General features: G+C 56.3%; 18 protein-coding genes and 1 tRNA gene. 15 read left to right on the forward strand and 4 right to left on the reverse strand.

The genetic code is table 11. The annotated features are described in order from the left end of the window. The 3 genes from tuf to VGP75_RS13445 all read left to right on the forward strand — a co-directional run. On the forward strand, positions 1–900 hold a 900-nt coding region (gene tuf, locus VGP75_RS13435), incomplete at its 5' end, for an elongation factor Tu (RefSeq protein ID WP_327544156.1). Positions 901–1,077: 177 nt separating this feature from the next. Beyond that, positions 1,078–1,722 (forward strand): CatB-related O-acetyltransferase, encoded by a 645-nt coding sequence (locus tag VGP75_RS13440; RefSeq protein ID WP_327544157.1) that lies wholly within the window; start codon positions 1,078–1,080, stop codon positions 1,720–1,722. 107 nt (positions 1,723–1,829) lie between these two features. Next, positions 1,830–2,978 carry an MFS transporter gene (locus tag VGP75_RS13445; protein ID WP_327544158.1) on the forward strand — a complete coding sequence of 383 codons (1,149 nt, stop codon included), beginning with the start codon at positions 1,830–1,832 and terminating at the stop codon, positions 2,976–2,978. Here the strand turns inward: VGP75_RS13445 and VGP75_RS13450 are convergent. Then, a complete protein-coding gene (locus VGP75_RS13450; RefSeq protein ID WP_327544159.1) occupies positions 2,975–3,742 on the reverse strand; it encodes a lysophospholipid acyltransferase family protein in 768 nt (255 codons plus the stop codon). The two genes, VGP75_RS13445 and VGP75_RS13450, sit on opposite strands and share 4 nt — an antisense overlap. A gap of 233 nt (positions 3,743–3,975) precedes the next feature. Here VGP75_RS13450 and VGP75_RS13455 point away from each other — a divergent pair. From VGP75_RS13455 to nusG, 4 genes are all read left to right on the forward strand, one after another. Beyond that, a tRNA-Trp gene (locus VGP75_RS13455) sits at positions 3,976–4,051 on the forward strand. A gap of 46 nt (positions 4,052–4,097) precedes the next feature. After that, complete coding sequence (locus VGP75_RS13460) at positions 4,098–4,994, forward strand: hypothetical protein (protein ID WP_327544160.1); 897 nt, start codon at positions 4,098–4,100, stop codon at positions 4,992–4,994. Positions 4,995–5,084: 90 nt separating this feature from the next. Then, a complete protein-coding gene (secE, locus tag VGP75_RS13465; protein ID WP_327544161.1) occupies positions 5,085–5,285 on the forward strand; it encodes a preprotein translocase subunit SecE in 201 nt (66 codons plus the stop codon). 186 nt (positions 5,286–5,471) lie between these two features. Beyond that, positions 5,472–6,002, forward strand: coding sequence for a transcription termination/antitermination protein NusG (nusG, locus tag VGP75_RS13470; protein WP_327544162.1), 531 nt, complete (start codon positions 5,472–5,474; stop codon positions 6,000–6,002). 69 nt (positions 6,003–6,071) lie between these two features. On the opposite strand, the gene VGP75_RS13475 is transcribed toward nusG, so the two are convergent. After that, positions 6,072–6,641 (reverse strand): Rieske (2Fe-2S) protein, encoded by a 570-nt coding sequence (locus tag VGP75_RS13475; protein WP_327544163.1) that lies wholly within the window; start codon positions 6,639–6,641, stop codon positions 6,072–6,074. Positions 6,642–6,643: 2 nt separating this feature from the next. Further along, positions 6,644–7,156 carry a cytochrome b gene (locus VGP75_RS13480; RefSeq protein WP_327544164.1) on the reverse strand — a complete coding sequence of 171 codons (513 nt, stop codon included), beginning with the start codon at positions 7,154–7,156 and terminating at the stop codon, positions 6,644–6,646. A gap of 274 nt (positions 7,157–7,430) precedes the next feature. Between VGP75_RS13480 and rplK the strand changes: the two genes are divergently transcribed. Next, positions 7,431–7,856 (forward strand): 50S ribosomal protein L11, encoded by a 426-nt coding sequence (gene rplK, locus VGP75_RS13485; RefSeq protein WP_327544165.1) that lies wholly within the window; start codon positions 7,431–7,433, stop codon positions 7,854–7,856. Further along, complete coding sequence (gene rplA / locus VGP75_RS13490; protein ID WP_327544166.1) at positions 7,856–8,554, forward strand: 50S ribosomal protein L1; 699 nt, start codon at positions 7,856–7,858, stop codon at positions 8,552–8,554. The genes rplK and rplA overlap by 1 nt, the downstream gene beginning before the upstream one ends. Before the next feature lie 10 nt (positions 8,555–8,564). Here the strand turns inward: rplA and VGP75_RS13495 are convergent, their stop codons facing one another. Further along, a complete protein-coding gene (locus tag VGP75_RS13495; RefSeq protein ID WP_327544167.1) occupies positions 8,565–10,367 on the reverse strand; it encodes a putative bifunctional diguanylate cyclase/phosphodiesterase in 1,803 nt (600 codons plus the stop codon). A gap of 354 nt (positions 10,368–10,721) precedes the next feature. Here VGP75_RS13495 and rplJ point away from each other — a divergent pair, with 354 nt between their 5' ends. The 6 genes from rplJ to VGP75_RS13525 all read left to right on the forward strand — a co-directional run bounded on the left by rplJ (position 10,722) and on the right by VGP75_RS13525 (position 22,336). Next, entirely contained in the window at positions 10,722–11,234 is a 513-nt protein-coding gene (gene rplJ / locus VGP75_RS13500) for a 50S ribosomal protein L10 (RefSeq protein WP_327544168.1), read from the forward strand. Positions 11,235–11,302: 68 nt separating this feature from the next. Continuing rightward, positions 11,303–11,677 carry a 50S ribosomal protein L7/L12 gene (rplL, locus tag VGP75_RS13505; protein ID WP_055296195.1) on the forward strand — a complete coding sequence of 125 codons (375 nt, stop codon included), beginning with the start codon at positions 11,303–11,305 and terminating at the stop codon, positions 11,675–11,677. 246 nt (positions 11,678–11,923) lie between these two features. Further along, positions 11,924–16,063 carry a DNA-directed RNA polymerase subunit beta gene (rpoB, locus tag VGP75_RS13510; RefSeq protein WP_327544169.1) on the forward strand — a complete coding sequence of 1,380 codons (4,140 nt, stop codon included), beginning with the start codon at positions 11,924–11,926 and terminating at the stop codon, positions 16,061–16,063. A gap of 85 nt (positions 16,064–16,148) precedes the next feature. Further along, positions 16,149–20,396, forward strand: coding sequence for a DNA-directed RNA polymerase subunit beta' (gene rpoC / locus VGP75_RS13515; protein ID WP_327544170.1), 4,248 nt, complete (start codon positions 16,149–16,151; stop codon positions 20,394–20,396). Positions 20,397–20,544: 148 nt separating this feature from the next. Continuing rightward, a complete protein-coding gene (locus VGP75_RS13520; protein ID WP_327544171.1) occupies positions 20,545–21,423 on the forward strand; it encodes a LysR family transcriptional regulator in 879 nt (292 codons plus the stop codon). Between the two features lie 91 nt (positions 21,424–21,514). Beyond that, entirely contained in the window at positions 21,515–22,336 is an 822-nt protein-coding gene (locus tag VGP75_RS13525; protein WP_327544172.1) for a putative hydro-lyase, read from the forward strand. The last annotated feature ends 195 nt before the right edge of the window (positions 22,337–22,531 follow it).

Here is a 22,531-nt window from a genome sequence, read left to right on the forward strand (position 1 = left end):
CAGATGGACGGCGCGATCCTGGTTGTGAACGCAGCCGACGGCCCGATGCCACAGACCCGCGAGCACATCCTGCTCGGCCGTCAGGTTGGTATCCCTTACATGGTCGTTTACATGAACAAGGTTGACCAGGTTGATGACGAAGAGCTGCTCGAGCTCGTCGAGATGGAAATCCGCGAACTGCTGTCCTCTTACGAGTACCCCGGCGACGACATTCCTGTGATCCCGGGTTCGGCGCTGGCTGCACTGGAAGAGCGTGATCCGGAGATCGGCGAGAGCTCGATCCGTGCGCTGATGGAAGCTGTCGACACATATATCCCGACACCGGCCCGTGCGGTTGACCTGCCGTTCCTGATGCCGATCGAGGACGTGTTCTCGATCTCTGGCCGTGGTACTGTTGTGACCGGCCGTATCGAGCGTGGCGTGATCAACGTCGGCGACGAGATCAGCATCGTTGGTATCCGCGACACCACCAAGACGACCTGCACAGGCGTCGAGATGTTCCGCAAGCTGCTGGACCGTGGTGAAGCCGGCGACAACATCGGCGCCCTGCTGCGCGGTGTTGACCGTGAAGGTGTTGAGCGTGGTCAGGTTCTGTGTAAGCCGGGCTCTGTGAACCCGCACACAAAGTTCGAGGCAGAAGCCTATATTCTGACCAAGGAAGAGGGTGGCCGTCACACACCATTCTTCGCGAACTACCGTCCACAGTTCTACTTCCGGACCACTGACGTGACCGGCACAGTTGTTCTGCCCGAAGGCACCGAAATGGTGATGCCGGGCGACAACCTGAAGTTCAACGTCGAGCTGATCGCACCGATTGCGATGGAAGACGGCCTGCGCTTCGCGATCCGCGAAGGCGGCCGCCGCGTCGGCGCCGGTGTTGTCTCGAAGATCGTCGAGTAACCCGTCGGTCCGGTTTTCCCCCGATTTAACGCGAAAGAACAAACGAAAGGCCGCTTCGGAAACGAGGCGGCCTTTTGATTTTCGCTGATATGTGCTAAGCGGCTTGCGTAACCAATGGAGGCCGACATGGATCATTCAACGCTGTAACCTTTTCTCAATTCAGCACAAGGATGTCCCATGACCTTTCCATCCCCCAAAACCCGAAATCCGGTTGTTCTGCCTGACGGCAACGCACATGAAGGCACAGTCTTTCTTTCCGCAGCTGTTGATCAACCGCGGTTCGAGATTGGCGACTACACATATGCCAGCGCGCACAAGCCACCCGATGATTGGGCCGCGCATCTCGCGCCCTACCTCTATGCGTTTTCGCCCGAGAAGCTTCGGATCGGGAAATTCTGCCAGTTGGCGGATGGCGTGACGTTTATCACGTCGTCGGCGAACCATCGTTACGATGGGTTTTCGACTTTTCCCTTTATGATCTTTACAGGCACTGGCCCGGACGGCCCTTCCATGCCTGATCCCGGACCCGATACTGTTATCGGCAACGACGTCTGGATCGGACAAGGTGCCACCATTTTACCCGGTGCCCGGATTGGCAACGGCGTGATCGTTGCGGCAGGTGCGGTTGTAAGCGGACAAATCCCGGATTACGCGATTGTCAGGGGCAACCCTGCGCAAATCAGCAGGATGCGGTTTAACGATGAGACGATTGCAGCCCTGCTTGAGATCGCGTGGTGGGATTGGGAGATCGACAGGATTGTTGCCCAAGAGGCCGCGATTGTCGGCGCTGATCTGGCCAAGCTTCGAAGCGGTGCCGCGTAAAGTCAGCCGCGTCATCGCGCAAACGCATCTGCACTGAAGGCCCAGTGGCCGTGGGTTGTGATCTGCGTTTCAGTTGCGCCAACGGTGAATGTCGGGAAGGGTGATGCATGACCTCAAATCGCTGGCTGATTCTGGCCATCCTGTTTTTCGCACGGCTTACAATGGCTTTCCAGTTTCAGGCCGTTGCTGCGCTGTCGCCGCTCTTGATGGAGGCGTTCGGCATCGGATTGGCCGAAATTGGCTTTCTGATCGGACTTTATTTTGCGCCGGGCATCTTCTTTGCTCTTCCTGGCGGTGCCGTGGCTGCCCGATTTGGTGACAAACGTATCGTGGGTGCCGGTCTTCTCTTGATGCTGCTCGGAGGTACCATGGTCGCAGTGACCGAGAGCTGGAATGTGCTGGTGGCTGGTAGGTTCATCATGGGGACCGGCGGCGTGATCCTGAACGTCCTTATGACCAAGATGTTGGTGGATTGGTTTGCGGGTCGTGAAATTTCGACAGCGATGGCGATCTACATCAATTCCTGGCCTGTCGGGATCGCGCTTGCACTCATGCTCCTGCCTCGATTGGCCAATGCCGGTGGCATCGCTTTCGCGTGGTGGACGCTCTGGGGCTTGGTTGCCGCCGCCTTTGTGATCCTTGCGCTGTTCTATCATTCTCCAGAGGGGATTGAGGTGACGACCGCTACGCTGGAACGGGTGTCATTTCCCTATGTTGCGCTGACACTGGCGGGTTTGGTTTGGGCGCTCTACAACACCGCGCTCGCGATGGTGTTCAGTTTTGGTCCTGCTCTTCTGGTGCAGCAAGGGTGGTCGCTGACGCAAGCGGGCTCTGTGACCAGTCTGTTCATGGTGCTGTTTTCTATCGCGTTGCCTATTGGTGGCATTCTTGCGGATCGGACCGGCCACAAGGATGCGATTATCTATCTTAGCCTGATCAGCTTTGCAGTCTTGATGCCTGTCATCCTTTATGCTCCGGCCTTGGCGCTCACCGTATTTTGCGTGTTGGGCATCTTGTTCGCATTGGGCGCGGGGCCGGTAATGACCTTGCCCGGAGATGTGCTTACGCCGAAATCGCGTTCGTTGGGGATGGGCGTCTTTTTTACGATCTACTATGTCGTGATGATGATGGGCCCACGGTTTGGCGGCGGTCTGGCTGACGCAGCAGGTGATGCGGGAATGGCGATACTGGCCGGGGCAGGGATGTCGTTTGCGGCTGCGGTGTGTTTGCTGTTCTTCAGGCGCGCGACAGTCTAGGGGCCGTGCGGCAGATCAATTAGCGCATCCGCACGCGCTGTTTTGGCGTCGATGAAACTTGCGATATCCTTACGGAGATTTGCCAGTTCGTCCGCGTCTGGCTTGCGTGGTACTTTTTGGGGAAAGCGGGCAAAGACATAGGCACCTTTGCCGAATGGTCGTGGTACCAGCAGTTGATCCCATGACGCAGCGCGTCGCTGACGGGTAGTTGAAAAAGCGTAGCAAAAAATCGGCAATCCGGTCGCGCGCGCCCATTCAAGCGGCGGATCTTTCAACTGTAACGCGGGCCCGAGTGGTCCATCAGCCGTCAATCCGATACTCACGCCGTCCTTCACGCGTTTCAGGACAGTGCGTGATGCCACGATATTTGAAACCCTGGCGGACATTTTCATCGGGCGCAGCCCTGATTGTTGGTGAACCGCCCCGACGACCCGCGCGATTGGTGACGTATCATGCAGGCTGGAGAGTGATCCGCTCTCGACGGGCCAGTGATGCGCGATCATCATCAGCCGACTGTGCCACATCACAAGCAGGACAGGACCTTGCGCCATTGCAGCACGTAATTCGTCAACGCCCTCGGACTGCCAGCGTGTCGTCCGATGTACCAGATTGAGATAGAACAAAACCAAACGTCCAACCACATTCACGAGCCATTCTGAATTCTCGATGCGTTTGCGCAGTGACATTTGGGGTGTCTGCCTTTGGTAAAGTTTGGGGTCCAGTTTTCGCAGGTCTGCACCGGAACACAAGCTGCGCAGTGTCATCTGCGCTGTCCGTGTGCATAATTCCACTAGGGCCTGCATGAATTGTACAGAAGCCCGCCATTTTACATTTCTATTGTAAGGCTTTGCGTGCGAGGGGCTGTTCGGATACGGATTGTGCCGAGGGTTATGTGGCACATCTTGTTCCCAAACCGAAATCGAACGGCCTTGATCGTTTCACTGCACCTTCCCTCTTGATCCTGCTTTCGTTTCGGACTACCCCGCTATTCGGTCGTAGGGGTATAGCTCAGTTGGTAGAGCGGCGGTCTCCAAAACCGTAGGTCCCGGGTTCAAGTCCTGGTGCCCCTGCCAGACCAGATCACCGACACTATGGTGCGCGGAGGTTCATATAGTTTCCATGACAGCCAAGCCTCTTTCCGTTGCGTTCCATATCGGGGCGCACAAGACAGCCACGACACATCTGCAACGGTCGCTGAGATCTGCTGCGGGTCAACTGGCAGGGCTGGGCGTGCAGTATTACGGCCCTGATACGCTGCGATTGCCGGGGCGGTCTTTGCAATCGCTCTTCGGGCTCAAACATCAAGCGGCGGATGATCTGGTCAATCGGTCGGCTGCCGACCAATTGGCAGGGCTGCGCAAGGATGGTCATCGGTTGGTTTTCAGCGAGGAAAACTTTATCGGTGCGCTGAACACGCCGAACGGCCGCAAGATGAAGTGCCGGTACAAGGTCGCCGACGCGCGGATCACGGGGTTGTCAGCGGCGATGGGCCAGAGCATTGATATCCACCTCGCCGTCCGCCGCCCGACGGCCTTTCTCAATTCGGCCTATTGCCAGCTTCTTCTGGGTGGAAGGGTGCAACCGCTGAAGCATTATCTAAAGAGCCATGGAATAGCCTCTGTCGATTGGGTTGATCTGGTCAGTCGTTTGCGTGCTGCGCGTGGCGTAGGGGCTGTCACGGTCTGGCGATATGAGGATTATGGCACCCTATTTCCGCAAATCATCGCCGGACTGGTCGGGCAGGATGCTGCGGCATCGGTTACTCCACCACGGCGCCGCGTCAATCGCGGTTTGTCTGCCGCTGCTGTCGCGCAGGTGTTGGAACAGGCGGGCGACGTGACCGGGGAGAATTCTGCCAGAGCGGCCCGTAAAGCGCTTCCCGTCGAAGATGGACATCCGCCCTTTGACGGGTTCTCGGAAAAAGAACACGCTATCAGTGATGCGGCCTACGCGCGCCAGATCGCTGCAATTGCACAGATGGATGGCGTTAACTTGCTGCGTCCGGACCTGCTTTGACGTGTCACGATCACGCAGCCTTCCTTACGGGCTTGAATTTGTGGGGCAGAGGCCGTAAGTCCATCATGTTTTTACAAAGGACGATCAGCCATGGCACTCGCCAATCCCGTCAAGTTCATCCAAGAAGTCCGCTCAGAGGTGGCCAAAGTCGTATGGCCGACCCGGCGCGAAGTGGTCATGACCACGATCATGGTATTTATCATGGCCGCGCTGACAGCGATCTTTTTCTTTCTGGTCGATCTATTGATCCGGACCGGCCTGAACGGCGTTCTGACGTACTTTGGCAGCTAATACGCCGCTTTTCCCGCCCGCCTCTTGAAAACCCCGTAAGGCAGCGGTAAGAGCCAACAACTTCCGAAAATGGCGTGCGGCGAATCAAGTTGCACGCCGCTTTTATTTTCGGGACTGGCGGTTCAACTGCCGAACTGAAATGCAATAGCGGCCCTCGGGCTGCGTGACGACAAGGTGCTCTGACAGATGGCCAAACGTTGGTATTCGGTAAGCGTTCTCTCGAACTTTGAGAAGAAGATTGCAGAAGCGATCCGCACAAAGGCAGAAGAGCAGGGGCTCAGCGATCAGATCGATGAGGTCCTGGTGCCAACCGAAGAAGTGATCGAAATCCGTCGCAACAAGAAAGTGACCGCCGAGCGCCGCTTTATGCCGGGCTATGTTCTGGTCCACATGGAAATGTCGGACGAGGGCTATCACCTGATCAACTCGATCAACCGCGTCACCGGTTTCTTGGGCCCGCAAGGCCGCCCGATGCCGATGCGCGATGCCGAAGTACAGGCAATCCTTGGCCGCGTCCAAGAGGGCGAAGATGCGCCACGCACGCTCATCCACTTCGAGATCGGCGAGAAGGTCAAAGTCAACGATGGTCCGTTCGAAGACTTCGACGGTATGGTCGAGGAAGTGGACGAAGATAACCAGCGCCTGAAGGTGACCGTGTCTATCTTTGGCCGCGCCACACCGGTCGAGCTGGAATTTACGCAGGTCTCCAAGCAGTAACAGCGACCGCAGAGATAGAAAAAGGGGAGCGTCTGACGCTCCCCTTTTTCGTGTCTGGTGTCGCGGTGCCTAGGCCAGCGATAGCACAACCTGCCCGCCGTCTGCTGTCAGCTTGTAGTCAGGGATCGACAGGTATTCGCCTTCTGATGCGCCTGCGACACCCATGCCGACGGCATTATAAACCGACCCGTGCCGCGATCCGCGGTCAAGGCAGGCAAAAGGCGCGTCCGGGTTGCCTGTCAGACCAATGGCCTTGCCACGGTGCGTGCAAAGCAGGTTCACGACAAAGTATTCGGGGTTCTGGACCGTACCCGCCCGATCATTCGCCGTGCCAAAGGCGACCTGTTCTGCCGTGCGCCGATGCACCGCCACATATTGCATCATGCCCGTTGCCGAAAATTCTGCGTCATCTGTCGGGCGCGCGATCACGGCGACTTCACCGGGTTGCAACGCCGAGATCTCGACCTCGGCCGCGCCAGCGGACACTGCAATCAATTGGTTTTCACCTGTGGGGCGGTCTTCTGGCAGGCCGGCCCATTCGGCCTCAAAGTTCGTTTGCGCATTCAAAATTGCAGGGCAGAGCAAAACAGCTGTGCTGGAAATTGTCGTCATCACATGGCGGCGGGTCATTTTTTGCATGGTCATTCCTTTCGTGGGGTGAGCGTCATATTCGACAAGGGCAGGTCTTTGTCCCAAAACCTGTGTTTCAGAACGGCGATGATGTGGATTGCAAACAGCGCCAAGAGGATCCATTTCAGCGTGAAATGCGCCTCAAGAAACCACTCGCCCGTGTCTGAGCGCGCAAACCTTTGGTCGACGGCCGCGATCAGCAGGGGATCGCGCAGGCCCGAGGCGGCGATATATCCGGTCACCAGATAGGCGATCAGGCAAAGATAAAGCCCGACATGGACAATTTTTGCCATAGCAGCTTCTAGCGGATGGTGGGGTTTGGCGGCTGGCGTTGCAGGGTGCCAGAAGCGGGCAATCATGCGGGCAACGACCAGAACGATCAAAATCTGACCTGCGATCTGGTGCAATTGCATCGTGCCTGCATCAATCCAGTCATACGAATATGCGAGGCCCGTGAACGCCATCACGAGCAGAACCGCCGCAGTGAGCCAGTGAAAAATGATCTGAGCTTTTGTATAGGTCATCGCGCTTTCCTTTGGGATCGATTTATTACGGTTTCCCTAAAGGCAACGCCGTGGTGGATCACGTGGGCGTTATTGGCTGCCGCAACGATAGATTTTCAGTGCATTCGTGCCGAAAACCACTTGCTAAATGGGGGTTGCCCGACTAAACGGCGCACTTGTCGCCCTGGAGGCGGCACTCATGTGGGAGGCGAGGTGCACGCGTGCGCCGGACCGGACCACACAACGAAAAGCCCTGCGGTCGCGACCAAAGGGCGTTGGAATAGGAGATGGCTTCATGGCCAAGAAGATTATGGGTACGCTCAAACTGCAGGTTCCTGCAGGCGCTGCTAACCCTTCCCCACCCGTCGGCCCGGCACTGGGTCAGCGCGGCATCAACATCATGGAATTCTGTAAAGCGTTCAACGCCAAGACAGAAGGCATGGAAAAGAATGCCCCATGCCCGACAGTGATTACATACTATCAGGACAAGTCGTTCACGATGGAAATCAAGACGCCACCTGCGTCTTATTACATCAAGAAGGCCGCGAACCTGAAGTCTGGCAGCAAGACACCTGGCAAGGCTGTTGCAGGAACAATTACTGGCAAGCAGGTTCGTGAAATCGCAGAAGCCAAAATGAAGGACCTCAACGCGACGTCCATCGAGGGTGCAATGCTGATCATCGCGGGTTCCGCTCGCTCTATGGGCATCGAGGTGAAGTAATGGCAAAATTTGGTAAGCGTACAACTGCAGCACGTGCTGCATTCGCAGGCAAACAGAACGTTACAGTGTCCGAAGCGGCTGCTTTGGTGAAAGACAACGCCAACGCGAAGTTCGACGAGAGCGTCGAAATCGCAATGGTGCTGGGCGTTGATCCACGTCATGCCGACCAGATGGTCCGCGGCACAGTGAACCTGCCACATGGTACAGGTAAAACCGTGCGCGTGGCTGTATTTGCGCGTGGCGAGAAAGCGGAAGAAGCGAAAGCGGCTGGCGCGGATATCGTTGGTGCAGAAGACCTGATGGAAACTGTTCAGAGCGGCAAGATTGATTTTGACCGTTGCATCGCGACACCTGACATGATGGCCGTTGTTGGCCGTCTGGGTAAGGTTCTGGGCCCACGTAACCTGATGCCAAACCCACGTGTTGGCACAGTGACCATGGACGTCAAGGAAGCTGTGGAAGCAGCCAAGGGCGGTCAGGTTCAGTTCAAAGCGGAAAAAGCTGGTGTGGTTCACGCCGGTATCGGCAAATCCTCTTTCTCTGCTCAGCAGATCGAAGAGAACATGAAAGCCTTTGTTGACGCGGTTGGCAAAGCCAAGCCGACGGGCGCAAAAGGGACTTATATGAAAAAGATCTCCGTCAGTTCGACAATGGGCCCGGGCGTATCTGTTGACGTAGCGTCTGCGACCGGCAACTAGAACTTTGGCTTCAAGTTGAAGCAGACTTCGGCAGGCCAAATTGGCCTGCCGTTTGCGTTTCTGTGGTGCAGTGTCGTGCGCCAAGGTAAGTCGCAAGCTCGGCCTCTGTCAGCGGATGGGACACAGCATATCCCTGAAAAATGTTGCATCCCAATGCGCGGATTGATGCGATATCCTCTTGCGTCTCCACGCCCTCGGCCATGCCTTCGATCCCCAGGGCGCGTGTCATTTCAAATATTGCGGCGACAACGCTGCGCTTGATGGGGTCTTTGACTGCTGCCTGAATCAAGGCACGGTCGATCTTGAGCCGGTCAGGACGGACAGTCAGCAAACCGGTGATCGACGCGCGACCACTGCCAAAATCATCTGTTTCGATCCGAACACCAAGGTCGCGCAGCTTCTTGAGGTTCGCATAGAGTCGCGAATTCTCTCCGACCTCGTCGTAGTAAATGGTCTCCAAAAGCTCGACGCAGAGTTTGCAGCGGCGATCCTGCCAAAGCGTTTCGATGTCCTTGATCAAGGAATGGTCCAACAACCGCGCACCGCTCACATTTACTGACACAGATGGCAGCATGAACCCTTGCTGCCGCAATCGCGTCGTGGCGGCAAGGGTTTCCCCCAGCATGATCTGATCGATAGCGGGGATCAGCCCAAGCTCGCCTGCGGCTTGAAGAAAGCTGGCGGGGCCAAGAATGCCGCGTATTGGGTGGTTCCATCGCACCAGCGCTTCGGCGCCAACAACCGCGCCTGTCCCAATATGCACCTGTGGCTGGAAATACGGTATGAACTCACCTTTTTCGAGCGCGCGGGGTATTTCCGCGGCGAAGCTGCGACGCAGGTGCATCGCTTCAAGTATTTGCGGGGTCAGGTGGCGCACTGTATTACGTCCGCTCGTCTTGGCTTCCTGAAGCGAAAACTCTGCCTGCGCGATGAGTTGCTCAGTTGAGATGTGTCCGGATTGTCCGCTCGCCACACCGATACTGGCACCGACTTTTACGATCTGCTGCTCGTGTTCTATCGGGATCGTCATCAATTCGATGATTGTGTCACCAATCCACGTGCAGAGTTCTGTCGTCGCATCTTGGATCAAAATGATCAGGAATTCGTCGCCGCCTACCCGGTAAGCACTGCCAAAATCAGGCAGTATGCTCTTGATGCGTTTGGCGGTTTCGACAAGTACGGCATCACCTACGTGATGGCCTAGGCTATCATTGACCCATTTAAAGCGGTCAAGGTCGATATGTATCAGGCCGACGGCCTTGTTTTCTGCAGCCAGCGCCCGCGCGAGGTCACGTTCAAAGGCCGGCCGGTTATAGAGGTCGGAAAGCGGGTCGTGGTAGGCTGCGTATTCAAGCGCCAAGCGTGCGTCGTCCAGTTCACGGTTGCGTTCCGCCAGTGCTTTATTTGCTGTGACGAGGCGCTGGATCGCCTCTTTCTCGGCGGTAATATCGTGTCCTGTGCCCCGATACCCGATGAATGTCCCGTCCTTGTCAAAAACAGGGTGGCCTGCCACCCTCAGCCACATCAGTGATCCATCCGAGGGCCGTTCGATACAGTATTCAAAGTTCCGAAAGGGCCGGTGCGCATCCAGATCGGCAAAATGCGCCTCCCAATTCGCATCGCCCACGTGGTGATGGCCGATTGCATTGCGCCTCTTGCCGAGCATGGACGCACTGGAGATCCGCGTGACTTCTTCGATCCGTCCAGAGAAGTAGGTAAATCTGTGGTCTGCGTCGCTTTCCCAGAACCAGTCCGACGCAATGCCGGCAAAGTCTTCGAGATTACGATGCGGTACGTCAGATTTATCATTCATGCCGCATCTTATCTGCCGACACCTTTACAGGAGGTTAGTGTGGAGAGGTCCAAGTAACAAAAAACCTTAATAAAACAGGTGCGGCACTTGGCATTCTGCTCATACACCACTAAACGGTCTCTCAGGCCCGCGCGATTGATTCGTCTGGGCCTTTATTCGTCCGAGACGGTGGGTTGGCCTCATGCCATTAATTCCTGCCTGAGACGGGAAGACCAGAATTCTTGAGGCTCTCCTCGGTTCCCTCTGGCTCGCCCCGTTTGCACATGGACTGTAGACTGTTGGGCGGCCTGAGCCGTTTGACAAAAGTAGAGCCGGTGCCGGGATCAAATCCGGCGCCAAACTTGGAGTAAAACTGTGGATAGAGCACAAAAAGAACAGCTGGTCGACGATCTCGGCCAGATCTTTGAAAGCTCTGGCGTTGTAGTGGTTGCCCGCTACGAAGGCATGACAGTTGCTGAAATGCAGGATCTGCGCGCGCACATGCGTGATGCAGGCGGGTCCGTGCGCGTTGCCAAGAACAAGCTCGCCAAAATCGCCCTCGAGGGCAAGCCTTGCGCAAGCATCGCCGCCTACCTCGAAGGCATGACTGTACTCGCTTACTCGGAAGACCCCGTCGCTGCTGCGAAGGTTGTCGACAAGTATGCCAAAGAGAACGACAAACTTGTCATTCTCGGCGGTGCTATGGGCGATACAGCGCTGGACGTTGACGGTGTGAAAGCTGTTGCCGGTATGCCATCCCGTGAGGAGCTTATTGCTTCTATCGTGGGCTGCATCGGTGCACCTGCAAGCAACATCGCCGGGGCCATTGGCGCGCCTGCTTCGAACATCGCAAGCATTCTCTCAACCATCGAAGAGAAAGCTGCATAAAGCATCTGAATTGACTTGGGGGCGTGCCCTCACGTTGGAACACACTTAAAACGAACGGAAAGCATAAAATGGCTGATCTGAAAAAACTGGCTGAAGAGATTGTTGGTCTGACACTTCTCGAAGCACAAGAACTGAAAACCATCCTGAAGGACGAGTATGGCATCGAACCAGCAGCCGGTGGCGCTGTTATGATGGCTGGTCCTGCTGGTGACGCTGGTGCGGCTGCAGAAGAGAAGACAGAATTCGACGTCGTTCTCAAGAATGCTGGCGCATCCAAAATCAACGTCATCAAAGAAGTCCGCGGCATCACAGGTCTTGGCCTGAAAGAAGCCAAAGACCTCGTCGAAGCTGGCGGCAAAATCAAGGAAGGCGCGTCCAAGGACGAAGCCGAAGAGATCAAAGCAAAGCTGGAAGCAGCTGGCGCCGAGGTCGAGCTGGCCTAAGCCCGCTTTTGGCGAAGCACAATTCGCCCTGTAAACAAGGCTGGACTCGCATTTTGTGGGTCCAGCCAAACCTGTCTTAGAGGTCGGCCAATGCGTTGACCGTCCTCTTGGGTAGGTTCCAAAAGTCGGGAGGGTGCCGGTGGGACGGCAGCCACGAATAGACTTTAGAACCCCCGGTCAAATGGGTGAAGCGTCGCGGCCCGGGCGATGTGGAACTCGAGAGACAAACAAAAGGTGACACCGCACATGGCTTCTACTTTCCTTGGTCAGAAACGCCTGCGTAAGTACTACGGCAAAATCCGTGAAGTGCTTGAAATGCCGAACCTCATCGAGGTTCAGAAATCCTCTTACGATCTGTTCCTGCGCTCCGGCGACAGCGAAACGCCACTTGACGGCGAAGGCATCAAAGGTGTCTTCCAGTCGGTGTTCCCGATCAAGGATTTTAACGAAACCGCTGTGCTTGAATTCGTCAAGTACGAGCTGGAAAAGCCGAAATACGACGTTGAGGAATGTCAGCAGCGCGACATGACCTATAGCGCGCCGCTCAAGGTGACCCTCCGTCTGATCGTGTTTGAAGTGGACGAAGACACAGGTGCAAAGTCCGTCAAAGACATCAAAGAGCAAGACGTGTTCATGGGCGATATGCCTTTGATGACACCGAACGGCACCTTCGTTGTCAACGGCACCGAGCGTGTGATCGTATCCCAGATGCACCGTTCGCCAGGCGTTTTCTTTGACCATGACAAGGGCAAAACCCACTCTTCTGGTAAACTCTTGTTTGCCTGCCGCATTATCCCATACCGCGGCAGCTGGCTCGACTTTGAGTTCGACGCCAAGGACCTCGTGTTCTGCCGGATCGACCGCCGTCGCAAACTGCCTGTAACGACGCTGCTTTATGCACTGGGTCTGGATCAGGAAGGCATCATGAATGCCTACTACGACACCGTCGAATACAAGCTGGACAAAAAGGGCAAGGCCTGGACAACCAAGTTCTTCCCGGAGCGTGTTCGTGGCACACGGCCTACCTTTGATCTGGTTGATGCGAAAACCGGTGAAGTCATCGCGAAAGCCGGTGAAAAGGTTACGCCGCGTTCGGTCAAGAAGCTGATTGATGCAGGTGACGTCAAAGAGCTGCTGGTGCCTTACGAAAACATCGTTGGCAAATTTGTCGCAGAAGACATCATCAATGAAGAGAACGGTGCGATCTACGTTGAGGCCGGTGACGAGCTGACACTTGAGATGGGTAAAGATGGCGAAGTCATCGGTGGTACACTCAAGGATCTGGTCGATGCGGGTATCAAGTCTATCCCTGTGCTGGACATTGATAACATCAATGTGGGCGCGTATATGCGCAACACGATGGCGGCCGATAAGAACATGAACCGCGAAACCGCGCTCATGGATATCTACCGCGTCATGCGTCCCGGCGAGCCGCCGACCGTTGACAGCGCCTCGGCGCTCTTCGACACACTGTTCTTCGACAGCGAGCGGTATGACCTGTCTGCTGTGGGTCGCGTGAAAATGAACATGCGCCTTGATCTGGATGCCGAAGACACGATGCGCACCCTGCGCAAGGAAGACATCGTCGCCTGTATCAAAGCATTGGTCGAACTGCGTGATGGCAAGGGCGATATCGACGATATCGACCACCTTGGTAACCGTCGTGTGCGTTCCGTTGGCGAATTGATGGAAAACCAGTACCGTGTTGGTTTGCTGCGCATGGAGCGCGCGATCAAAGAGCGTATGTCCTCGGTTGAAATCGACACCGTGATGCCGCAGGATCTGATCAACGCCAAGCCGGCCGCCGCTGCTGTGCGTGAATTCTTCGGTTCCTCGCAGCTGTCGCAGTTCATGGACCAAACCAACCCGCTGTCCGAGGTGACGCACAAGCGTCGCCTGTCCGCACTTGGGCCTGGCGGTCTGACACGCGAGCGCGCGGGCTTCGAGGTGCGCGACGTGCACCCGACCCACTATGGACGCATGTGCCCGATTGAAACACCGGAAGGTCCAAACATTGGTCTGATCAACTCGCTGGCGACATTTGCCCGCGTGAATAAATATGGCTTTATCGAAACACCCTACCGTAAGGTTGTTGATGGCAAGGTCACAGACGACGTTCAGTACATGTCCGCAACCGAGGAAATGCGCCACACCGTAGCGCAGGCCAACGCGAATATGGCACCTGATGGATCGTTCAACAACGAGCTGGTCTCGACACGCAAGAACGGTGATTACACGCTGTCCCCACGTGAGAACGTGGACCTGATCGACGTGTCGCCAAAGCAGCTGGTCTCGGTTGCGGCGTCATTGATTCCGTTCCTTGAAAACGACGACGCCAACCGCGCCTTGATGGGCTCGAACATGCAACGTCAGGCGGTTCCATTGCTTCAGGCCGAGGCCCCGTTGGTGGGTACCGGCATCGAAGAAGTGGTTGCGCGCGACAGTGGTGCGGCGATTATGGCGAAACGTGGCGGTATCATTGACCAAGTCGATGCGCAGCGTATCGTGATCCGCGCAACATCCGACCTTGAGCTGGGTGACGCGGGCGTTGACATCTACCGCATGCGCAAGTTCCAGCGTTCGAACCAGAACACCTGCATCAACCAGCGTCCGCTGGTGAAGGTGGGTGATATGGTTCAAAAAGGTCAGGTGATTGCGGACGGTCCATCTACCGACATCGGTGAATTGGCCCTTGGCAAGAACGTGGTCGTCGCGTTTATGCCGTGGAACGGCTATAACTACGAAGACTCCATCCTGATCTCGGAGCGTATCGTGCGCGACGACGTCTTCACCTCGATCCACATTGAGGAATTCGAAGTCGCCGCCCGTGACACAAAGCTTGGGCCTGAGGAAATCACACGCGATATCCCCAACGTCGGCGAGGAAGCCCTGCGCAACCTCGACGAAGCGGGGATCGTGTACATTGGTGCCGAAGTCGGCCCAGCGGATATCCTTGTCGGCAAGATCACACCGAAAGGCGAAAGCCCGATGACGCCGGAAGAAAAGCTTCTGCGCGCCATCTTTGGTGAAAAAGCATCCGATGTGCGTGACACTTCCTTGCGCCTGCCACCCGGTGACTTTGGTACCGTGGTCGAGGTCCGCGTTTTTAACCGCCATGGCGTGGAAAAAGATGAGCGTGCCCTGCAGATCGAACGTGAAGAGGTTGAACGCCTTGCCCGTGACCGCGACGACGAGTTGGCGATCCTTGATCGCAACATCTATGCGCGTTTGTGGGACATCATCTCGGGCAAGAAAGCCGCCAAGGGGCCAAAAGGCTTCAAGGCTGGTTCGATTGTCTCTGAGGAAAGCGTCACTGAGCTGTCCCGTGGGCAGTGGTGGCAGTTGGCCATGGAAGACGAAGATGATGCGAAAATCGTCGAAGCACTGAACGAACAGTACGAAATCCAGAAGCGTGCAATGGATGCGCGGTTCGAGGATAAAGTCGAGAAAGTGCGCCGCGGCGATGATCTGCCACCGGGCGTGATGAAGATGGTCAAAGTCTTTGTGGCTGTGAAGCGCAAGCTGCAGCCCGGCGACAAGATGGCCGGTCGTCACGGCAACAAAGGTGTTATTTCCAAGGTGGTGCCGATGGAAGACATGCCGTTCCTTGCGGACGGTACACCGGTGGACTTCTGTCTGAACCCGCTGGGCGTGCCATCGCGTATGAACGTCGGTCAGATCCTTGAAACACACATGGGTTGGGCCGCGCGTGGTCTGGGTATCCAGATTGACGAAGCGCTGGGTGAATACCGCCGCTCCGGTGATCTGACACCTGTGCGTGAAGCGATGCGGATTGCCTACGGCGATGATGTCTACGAAGAAGGCATCGCCGGTATGGATGAGGACAACCTTGTCGAAGCAGCAGGCAATGTCGTCAATGGTGTGCCAATCGCGACGCCTGTTTTCGACGGCGCAAAAGAGGCTGACGTGAACGACGCGCTGACGCGTGCCGGTTTCGACACCTCGGGTCAGTCGGTTCTCTTCGACGGTCGCACGGGCGAGCAGTTCTCGCGCAAAGTGACCGTGGGTGTGAAGTACCTGCTGAAACTGCACCACTTGGTCGACGACAAGATCCACGCACGTTCCACAGGCCCATACAGCCTTGTCACGCAGCAGCCTCTGGGTGGTAAAGCCCAGTTCGGTGGCCAGCGTTTCGGGGAAATGGAAGTCTGGGCATTGGAAGCATATGGCGCGGCTTACACCCTGCAGGAAATGCTGACTGTGAAGTCGGATGACGTGGCAGGGCGGACGAAAGTCTATGAAAGCATCGTCAAGGGCGAGGACAACTTTGAGGCTGGCGTGCCTGAGTCGTTCAACGTGCTCGTGAAAGAAGTCCGGGGCCTCGGCCTCAACATGGAACTCCTGGATGCGGAGGATGAGGAATAGTCAAAGTCTCATCGAGACTTTGCCGGCAGACTTTCGCTGAAAGTCTGCCTCCCTCCCCAACGCACCCCAATTCAAGGAATTGAAGATGAACCAGGAACTGACAAACAACCCGTTTAACCCGCTCACACCGGCAAAAACGTTTGACGAAATCAAGGTGTCGCTGGCATCGCCCGAGCGGATCCTGTCGTGGTCCTTCGGCGAGATCAAAAAGCCCGAGACCATCAACTACCGCACGTTCAAGCCAGAGCGCGACGGTCTGTTCTGCGCGCGTATCTTTGGCCCGATCAAGGATTACGAATGCCTCTGCGGTAAATACAAGCGCATGAAGTATCGCGGTGTTGTCTGCGAAAAATGCGGTGTGGAAGTCACCCTGCAAAAGGTCCGCCGCGAGCGGATGGGCCACATCGAACTGGCCGCACCTGTGGCGCACATCTGGTTCCTCAAGTCGCTGCCATCCCGCATCGGCCTGATGCTGGATATGACGCTGCGTGATCTTGAGCGCATCCTGTACTTTGAAAACTACGTGGTGATCGAGCCCGGCCTCACTGACCTGAGCTACGGCCAGTTGATGACCGAAGAAGAGTTCAACGACGCGCAGGACCTTTATGGCATGGATGCGTTCCAAGCCAATATCGGTGCCGAAGCGATCCGCGAAATGCTGGCCCAGATTGATCTGGAGTCCGAGGCGGAAACGCTGCGTGCGGACCTGAAAGAGGCGACAGGCGAACTCAAGCCCAAAAAGATCATCAAGCGTTTGAAGATCGTCGAGAGCTTCCTTGAGTCCGGTAACCGCCCCGAGTGGATGGTTCTGACCGTGATCCCAGTGATCCCGCCAGAGCTGCGCCCGCTTGTCCCGCTTGATGGTGGCCGTTTTGCGACCTCTGACCTCAACGATCTCTATCGCCGTGTGATCAACCGCAACAACCGTCTGAAGCGTCTGATCGAATTGCGCGCACCTGACATCATCGTGCGCAACGAAAAGCGGATGCTGCAGGAATCTGTGGATGCGCTGTTCGACAACGGCCGTCGTGGCCGCGTGATCACCGGCGCCAACAAGCGTCCGCTGAAATCGCTGTCCGACATGCTGAAGGGTAAGCAGGGTCGCTTCCGTCAGAACCTTTTGGGTAAGCGCGTCGACTTTTCCGGTCGTTCGGTTATTGTGACTGGCCCGGAACTGAAGTTGCACCAGTGTGGTTTGCCGAAAAAGATGGCGCTCGAACTGTTCAAGCCGTTCATCTATTCGCGCCTTGAAGCCAAAGGTCTTTCTTCCACAGTGAAGCAAGCCAAGAAACTGGTCGAAAAAGAGCGTCCGGAGGTCTGGGATATCCTTGATGAGGTGATCCGCGAACACCCTGTCATGCTGAACCGTGCGCCAACGCTGCACCGTTTGGGCATTCAGGCGTTCGAACCGGTCCTGATCGAAGGCAAGGCCATACAGTTGCACCCGCTGGTCTGTTCTGCGTTCAACGCCGACTTTGACGGTGACCAGATGGCGGTCCACGTCCCGCTGAGCCTTGAGGCCCAGTTGGAAGCGCGCGTTCTGATGATGTCGACAAACAACGTGCTGTCGCCTGCCAACGGTGCGCCGATTATCGTGCCATCACAGGATATGATCCTTGGCCTCTACTATACCACCATCATGCGTCATGGCATGAAGGGTGAGGGCATGTCCTTCGCGGATATCGAAGAGGTCGAGCACGCGCTGACCGCTGGTGAAGTGCACTTGCACGCCAAGATCACCGCGCGGATGGTACAGATCGACGACGAAGGCAACGAAGTCATGACGCGGTTCGAAACCACACCGGGCCGTTTGCGTCTGGGTGCGTTGCTGCCGCTGAATGCCAAGGCGCCGTTTGCGCTGGTCAACCGTCTGCTGCGCAAGAAAGAAGTGCAGCAGGTCATCGACACCGTCTACCGTTACTGTGGCCAGAAAGAATCCGTCATCTTCTGCGACCAGATCATGACCATGGGCTTCCGCGAAGCGTTCAAGGCAGGCATTTCGTTCGGTAAGGACGATATGGTTGTTCCTGACACCAAGTGGGCACTGGTCGATGAAACACGCGAGCAGGTAAAAGACTTTGAACAGCAGTACATGGACGGCCTGATCACACAGGGCGAAAAGTACAACAAAGTTGTCGATGCGTGGTCAAAGGCCAACGACAAAGTCACCGACGCGATGATGACCACAATCTCGACTACACCGCTGTTGGCGGATGGTGCCGAAGGTGAGCCGAACTCGGTTTACATGATGGCCCACTCGGGTGCGCGTGGTTCGGTCACGCAGATGAAGCAACTGGGCGGTATGCGCGGTCTGATGGCCAAGCCGAACGGCGAGATCATCGAGACGCCGATCATCTCGAACTTTAAGGAAGGTCTGACCGTTCTTGAGTACTTCAACTCGACCCACGGTGCCCGCAAGGGTCTGTCGGATACGGCGTTGAAAACTGCGAACTCGGGTTACCTGACGCGTCGCCTGGTGGACGTTGCCCAAGATTGCATCGTCCGTGAAGTCGATTGCGGAACCGAGCGTGCGATCACTGCAGAGGCCGCCGTGAACGATGGTGAAGTCGTTGCATCACTGGCCGAGCGTGTGCTGGGCCGTGTCTCTGCGGACGACGTCATCAAGCCGGGAACAGACGAAGTGATCGTCGAAGCAGGCGAGCTGATCGACGAGCGCAAAGCCGACATGATCGACGCAGCAGCAATTGGCAAAATGCGTATCCGCAGCCCGCTGACATGTGAAAGCGAAGATGGCGTTTGTGCGATGTGCTATGGCCGTGATCTGGCCCGTGGTACCCGCGTAAACATCGGCGAGGCCGTCGGTATCATCGCGGCTCAGTCCATCGGTGAACCCGGGACACAGCTGACAATGCGGACATTCCACATTGGTGGTGTTGCCCAAGGTGGCCAGCAGTCGTTCCTTGAGGCTTCTCAGCCCGGCAAGATCGAATATCGTAACGCGCAGTTGCTTGAAAACGCAGCTGGCGAAATGGTGGTCATGGGCCGGAACATGGTTCTGGCAATCCTTGGCTCCGAGGGCGAAGAGCGTGCGACCCACAAGGTGGGTTATGGCTCCAAGGTGTTTGTCAAGGAAGGCGCAGATGTGCTTCGCGGCGACAAGCTCTTTGAATGGGACCCATATACACTCCCGATCATCGCAGAAGCCTCTGGTACAGCGAAATATGTCGATCTGGTGAACGGTATCGCAGTCCGCGAGGACACCGATGATGCAACGGGTATGACCCAGCGCATCGTGTCCGACTGGCGTGCGGCACCAAAGGGCAATGAGCTTGCTCCGAAGATCATCGTTCTGGGTAAAGACGGTGAAGTTGTCCTCAAAGAGGATGGCAACCCTGTTGCTTATCCGATGTCTGTGGATGCTGTTCTGTCTGTTGAAGACGGCGAAGAGATCAAGGCGGGTGATGTTGTCGCACGCATCCCACGTGAGGGTGCCAAGACCAAAGACATCACCGGTGGTCTGCCACGTGTGGCCGAACTGTTCGAGGCCCGTCGTCCAAAGGATCACGCAATCATCGCCGAAATCGATGGTTATGTGCGCTTTGGCAAGGACTATAAGAACAAGCGCCGCATCGCGATTGAATCCTCGGATGATGCAGATATCAAGGTCGAATACATGGTGCCCAAGGGCAAGCACATTCCGGTTGCGGAAGGTGACTTTGTCCAGAAGGGTGACTACATCATGGATGGCAACCCGGCCCCGCACGATATTCTTGCGGTTATGGGGGTCGAGGCCCTTGCAGACTATATGATCGACGAAGTGCAGGACGTTTACCGCCTGCAGGGTGTGAAGATCAACGACAAGCACATCGAAGTTATCGTGCGCCAGATGCTCCAGAAGTGGGAGATTCAGGACAGTGGTGACACCGTTCTGCTGAAAGGCGAGAACGTCGATAAGGCAGAGTTTGATGAAGCCAACGCAAAGGCCGTTGCGCGGGGCGACCGCCCTGCGACAGGCGAGCCGATCTTGTTGGGTATCACCAAGGCGTCGTTGCAGACCCGTTCGTTCATCTCTGCGGCATCGTTCCAGGAAACGACACGCGTTCTGACCGAAGCATCCGTGCAGGGTAAGCGCGACAAGCTGATTGGTCTCAAAGAGAACGTGATCGTTGGTCGTCTGATCCCTGCCGGTACCGGTGGTGCAACACAGCAAATCCGCCGTGTTGCTGCAGATCGCGACAATGTCGTGATCGAAGCGCGCCGCGAGGAAGCCGAAGAGGCGGCACGCCTTGCAGCCCCGATGGAGATGCCAGCGCAGTCCGAGGAAGATCAGGTCTTTGGCACCGCCGTTGACACGTCCGAGGACGACGCATAAACAAGCGTTTCTCTGAATTAAGAAAGGCCCTCGCTTTGCGGGGGCCTTTTTTGCGCGTTTGTGCAACTGACGTATGGCTGGCAGCATCCGTCACAGATTGACTGTTTTATCATTTTGCGGCTGCCGTGATCCAATATATGAATGGGTCATGACCTTTGATCAGATCAAGACCTTCCTCTGGGTGGCCCGCCTCGGTGGCTTTCGCAAAGCGGCCGAACGGCTCAACCTGTCGCAGCCCGCTGTCTCGACCCGCATCTCGAACCTTGAACAGGAACTACGGGTGCCTCTTTTTGAGCGTGGCCTGGGGGAACCGGTTCTGACAAAACATGGCGCGCTTTTGCTGTCCTACGCCGAACAGATGTTGTTCGTCGAAGAAGAAATCAAACAGCGTGTGGCGAACCCTTCCGAAACAGAAGGGTTGTTCCGTGTCGGTGCATCTGAAACCATCGCCCAAGCCTGGCTACCCGATTTCCTGAAAGCCTTTAGTGAGCAATACCCGCGTGTAAACGTGGACCTCGCGGTTGATATTTCGCTCAACCTGCGCGCTGATCTGCTTGACCGCAAACTTGATTTGGCGCTGTTGATGGGGCCTGTTTCTGAATTTTCGATTGAAAACGTCGCCTTGCCTGCCTTTGATTTGCATTGGTACCGTGCCGCATCCAACCCGCAAGAGGACCTCAGCCAGATCCCGATCATTTCCTATTCCAGCCAGACACGGCCTCATCGTGAACTGATGTCGGAACTGTCGCGCCGGATCGGGCCCAAGCTGCGGGTCTATTCTTCGGCCTCACTGTCTGCCAGCCTCAAGATGATCGCGGCGGGAATCGCCGTTGGTCCTTATCCGCGCGCGCTGGCCGATGATCTGTTGTCTGCTGGCCGGATCGTTGAATTCGATCCCGGCTTTCGCCCCAGTCCGCTGGATTTTACTGCCTCATATCTGTCTGAACCGCGCAGCTTTCTTATTGAAACAAGTGCAAAAATTGCTCGGACAGTGGCGAAGGACTGGGATCTGCAGCATGCGAGATGAATTCATATATTTTATCAGTAATGATATAAAATGATAATTTGCGTGGAAGAGCCACGGCATGTGATGCTTTGCCCAGAAGAGCGGAGCTGCCATGAACGCGAAACCTGTTTCTCATACCGACCTGATCGCCGCTACGGCGGTTAACGTGCGTGCAGCGATACGGTCAGGGGCGTATGCGGGACACACGGCGGGGCTGGCGGCAGGCAAACTACAATGCAATCTCGCCATTTTGCCAGAGCGCTATGCGCTGGATTTCCTGCGGTTTTGCCAGCGCAACCCCAAACCGTGTCCGGTTGTCGGGCTAAGCGATACCGGCAATCCCGCGCTGCCGACGCTGGGCCATGACATTGATATCCGCACTGATGTTTCGAAATACCGTGTGTTCCGAGATGGCACTCTAAGTGATGAAGTCATGGATATCAGTGATGAATGGGCTGATGATCTGGTGACAGTTGCGCTGGGCTGTTCGTTTACCTTTGAAAATGCGCTTGTGCGTGCTGGCATACCCGTGCGGCATATCGAGAGCGGTTTGAATGTTCCGATGTTTCGCACGAATATTGATTTGGTGCCAGCAGGCCGGTTTCACGGCCAAATGGTGGTCACCATGCGTCCCATTCCGGAACAGCAGGTTGCCCAAGCGCATGAAATCAGTCGCCGCTTCCCTCAGGCCCATGGCGCGCCGATTGCGGTTGGTGATCCCGAAAAGATCGGCATTGCCGATCTGATGCAGCCTGATTGGGGTGACGCGGTTGAAATCAGGGATGGAGAAGTGCCGGTTTACTGGGCCTGCGGTGTGACACCTCAAAATGTCCTGCTGGACGCGGGCCTGCCGCTCTGCATTACCCATTCCCCTGGTCATATGCTTATCGCCGATGTGGCCGAGGACGCGGAAACAACAATTCTAAAACAATAATCAAACGACCCAACAAGGAGACCAAACCATGAAGAAAGTCATATCCATCCTCGCGGCAAGCACGGCACTGGCGGCACCGGCAATGGCCGAAGATCTGTCCGTCGTTGGAAGCTGGTCGAACCTGCCTTTGCATAACCAATTTGAAGTGCCATTCTGGGGCACGACATTGCCGGAAGCGTCGGGCGGCGACATCAA

Origin of the sequence: Yoonia sp. (genome assembly GCF_036007805.1) — a bacterium.
Lineage (GTDB): Bacteria > Pseudomonadota > Alphaproteobacteria > Rhodobacterales > Rhodobacteraceae > Yoonia.

Bases quoted from the DNA above. Each gene is read 5' to 3' on its own strand.
- VGP75_RS13440 (WP_327544157.1), top strand. From the start codon at position 1,078: ATGACCTTTCCATCCCCCAAAACCCGAAATCCGGTTGTTCTGCCTGAC.
- rpoC (WP_327544170.1), top strand. From the start codon at position 16,149: ATGAACCAGGAACTGACAAACAACCCGTTTAACCCGCTCACACCGGCA.
- VGP75_RS13495 (WP_327544167.1), bottom strand. From the start codon at position 10,367: ATGAATGATAAATCTGACGTACCGCATCGTAATCTCGAAGACTTTGCC.
- VGP75_RS13520 (WP_327544171.1), top strand. From the start codon at position 20,545: ATGACCTTTGATCAGATCAAGACCTTCCTCTGGGTGGCCCGCCTCGGT.
- VGP75_RS13450 (WP_327544159.1), bottom strand. From the start codon at position 3,742: ATGACACTGCGCAGCTTGTGTTCCGGTGCAGACCTGCGAAAACTGGAC.
- rplL (WP_055296195.1), top strand. From the start codon at position 11,303: ATGGCTGATCTGAAAAAACTGGCTGAAGAGATTGTTGGTCTGACACTT.
- VGP75_RS13480 (WP_327544164.1), bottom strand. From the start codon at position 7,156: ATGACCTATACAAAAGCTCAGATCATTTTTCACTGGCTCACTGCGGCG.
- VGP75_RS13460 (WP_327544160.1), top strand. From the start codon at position 4,098: ATGACAGCCAAGCCTCTTTCCGTTGCGTTCCATATCGGGGCGCACAAG.
- VGP75_RS13445 (WP_327544158.1), top strand. From the start codon at position 1,830: ATGACCTCAAATCGCTGGCTGATTCTGGCCATCCTGTTTTTCGCACGG.
- rplA (WP_327544166.1), top strand. From the start codon at position 7,856: ATGGCAAAATTTGGTAAGCGTACAACTGCAGCACGTGCTGCATTCGCA.
- VGP75_RS13475 (WP_327544163.1), bottom strand. From the start codon at position 6,641: ATGCAAAAAATGACCCGCCGCCATGTGATGACGACAATTTCCAGCACA.
- rplK (WP_327544165.1), top strand. From the start codon at position 7,431: ATGGCCAAGAAGATTATGGGTACGCTCAAACTGCAGGTTCCTGCAGGC.
- VGP75_RS13525 (WP_327544172.1), top strand. From the start codon at position 21,515: ATGAACGCGAAACCTGTTTCTCATACCGACCTGATCGCCGCTACGGCG.
- nusG (WP_327544162.1), top strand. From the start codon at position 5,472: ATGGCCAAACGTTGGTATTCGGTAAGCGTTCTCTCGAACTTTGAGAAG.
- secE (WP_327544161.1), top strand. From the start codon at position 5,085: ATGGCACTCGCCAATCCCGTCAAGTTCATCCAAGAAGTCCGCTCAGAG.
- rpoB (WP_327544169.1), top strand. From the start codon at position 11,924: ATGGCTTCTACTTTCCTTGGTCAGAAACGCCTGCGTAAGTACTACGGC.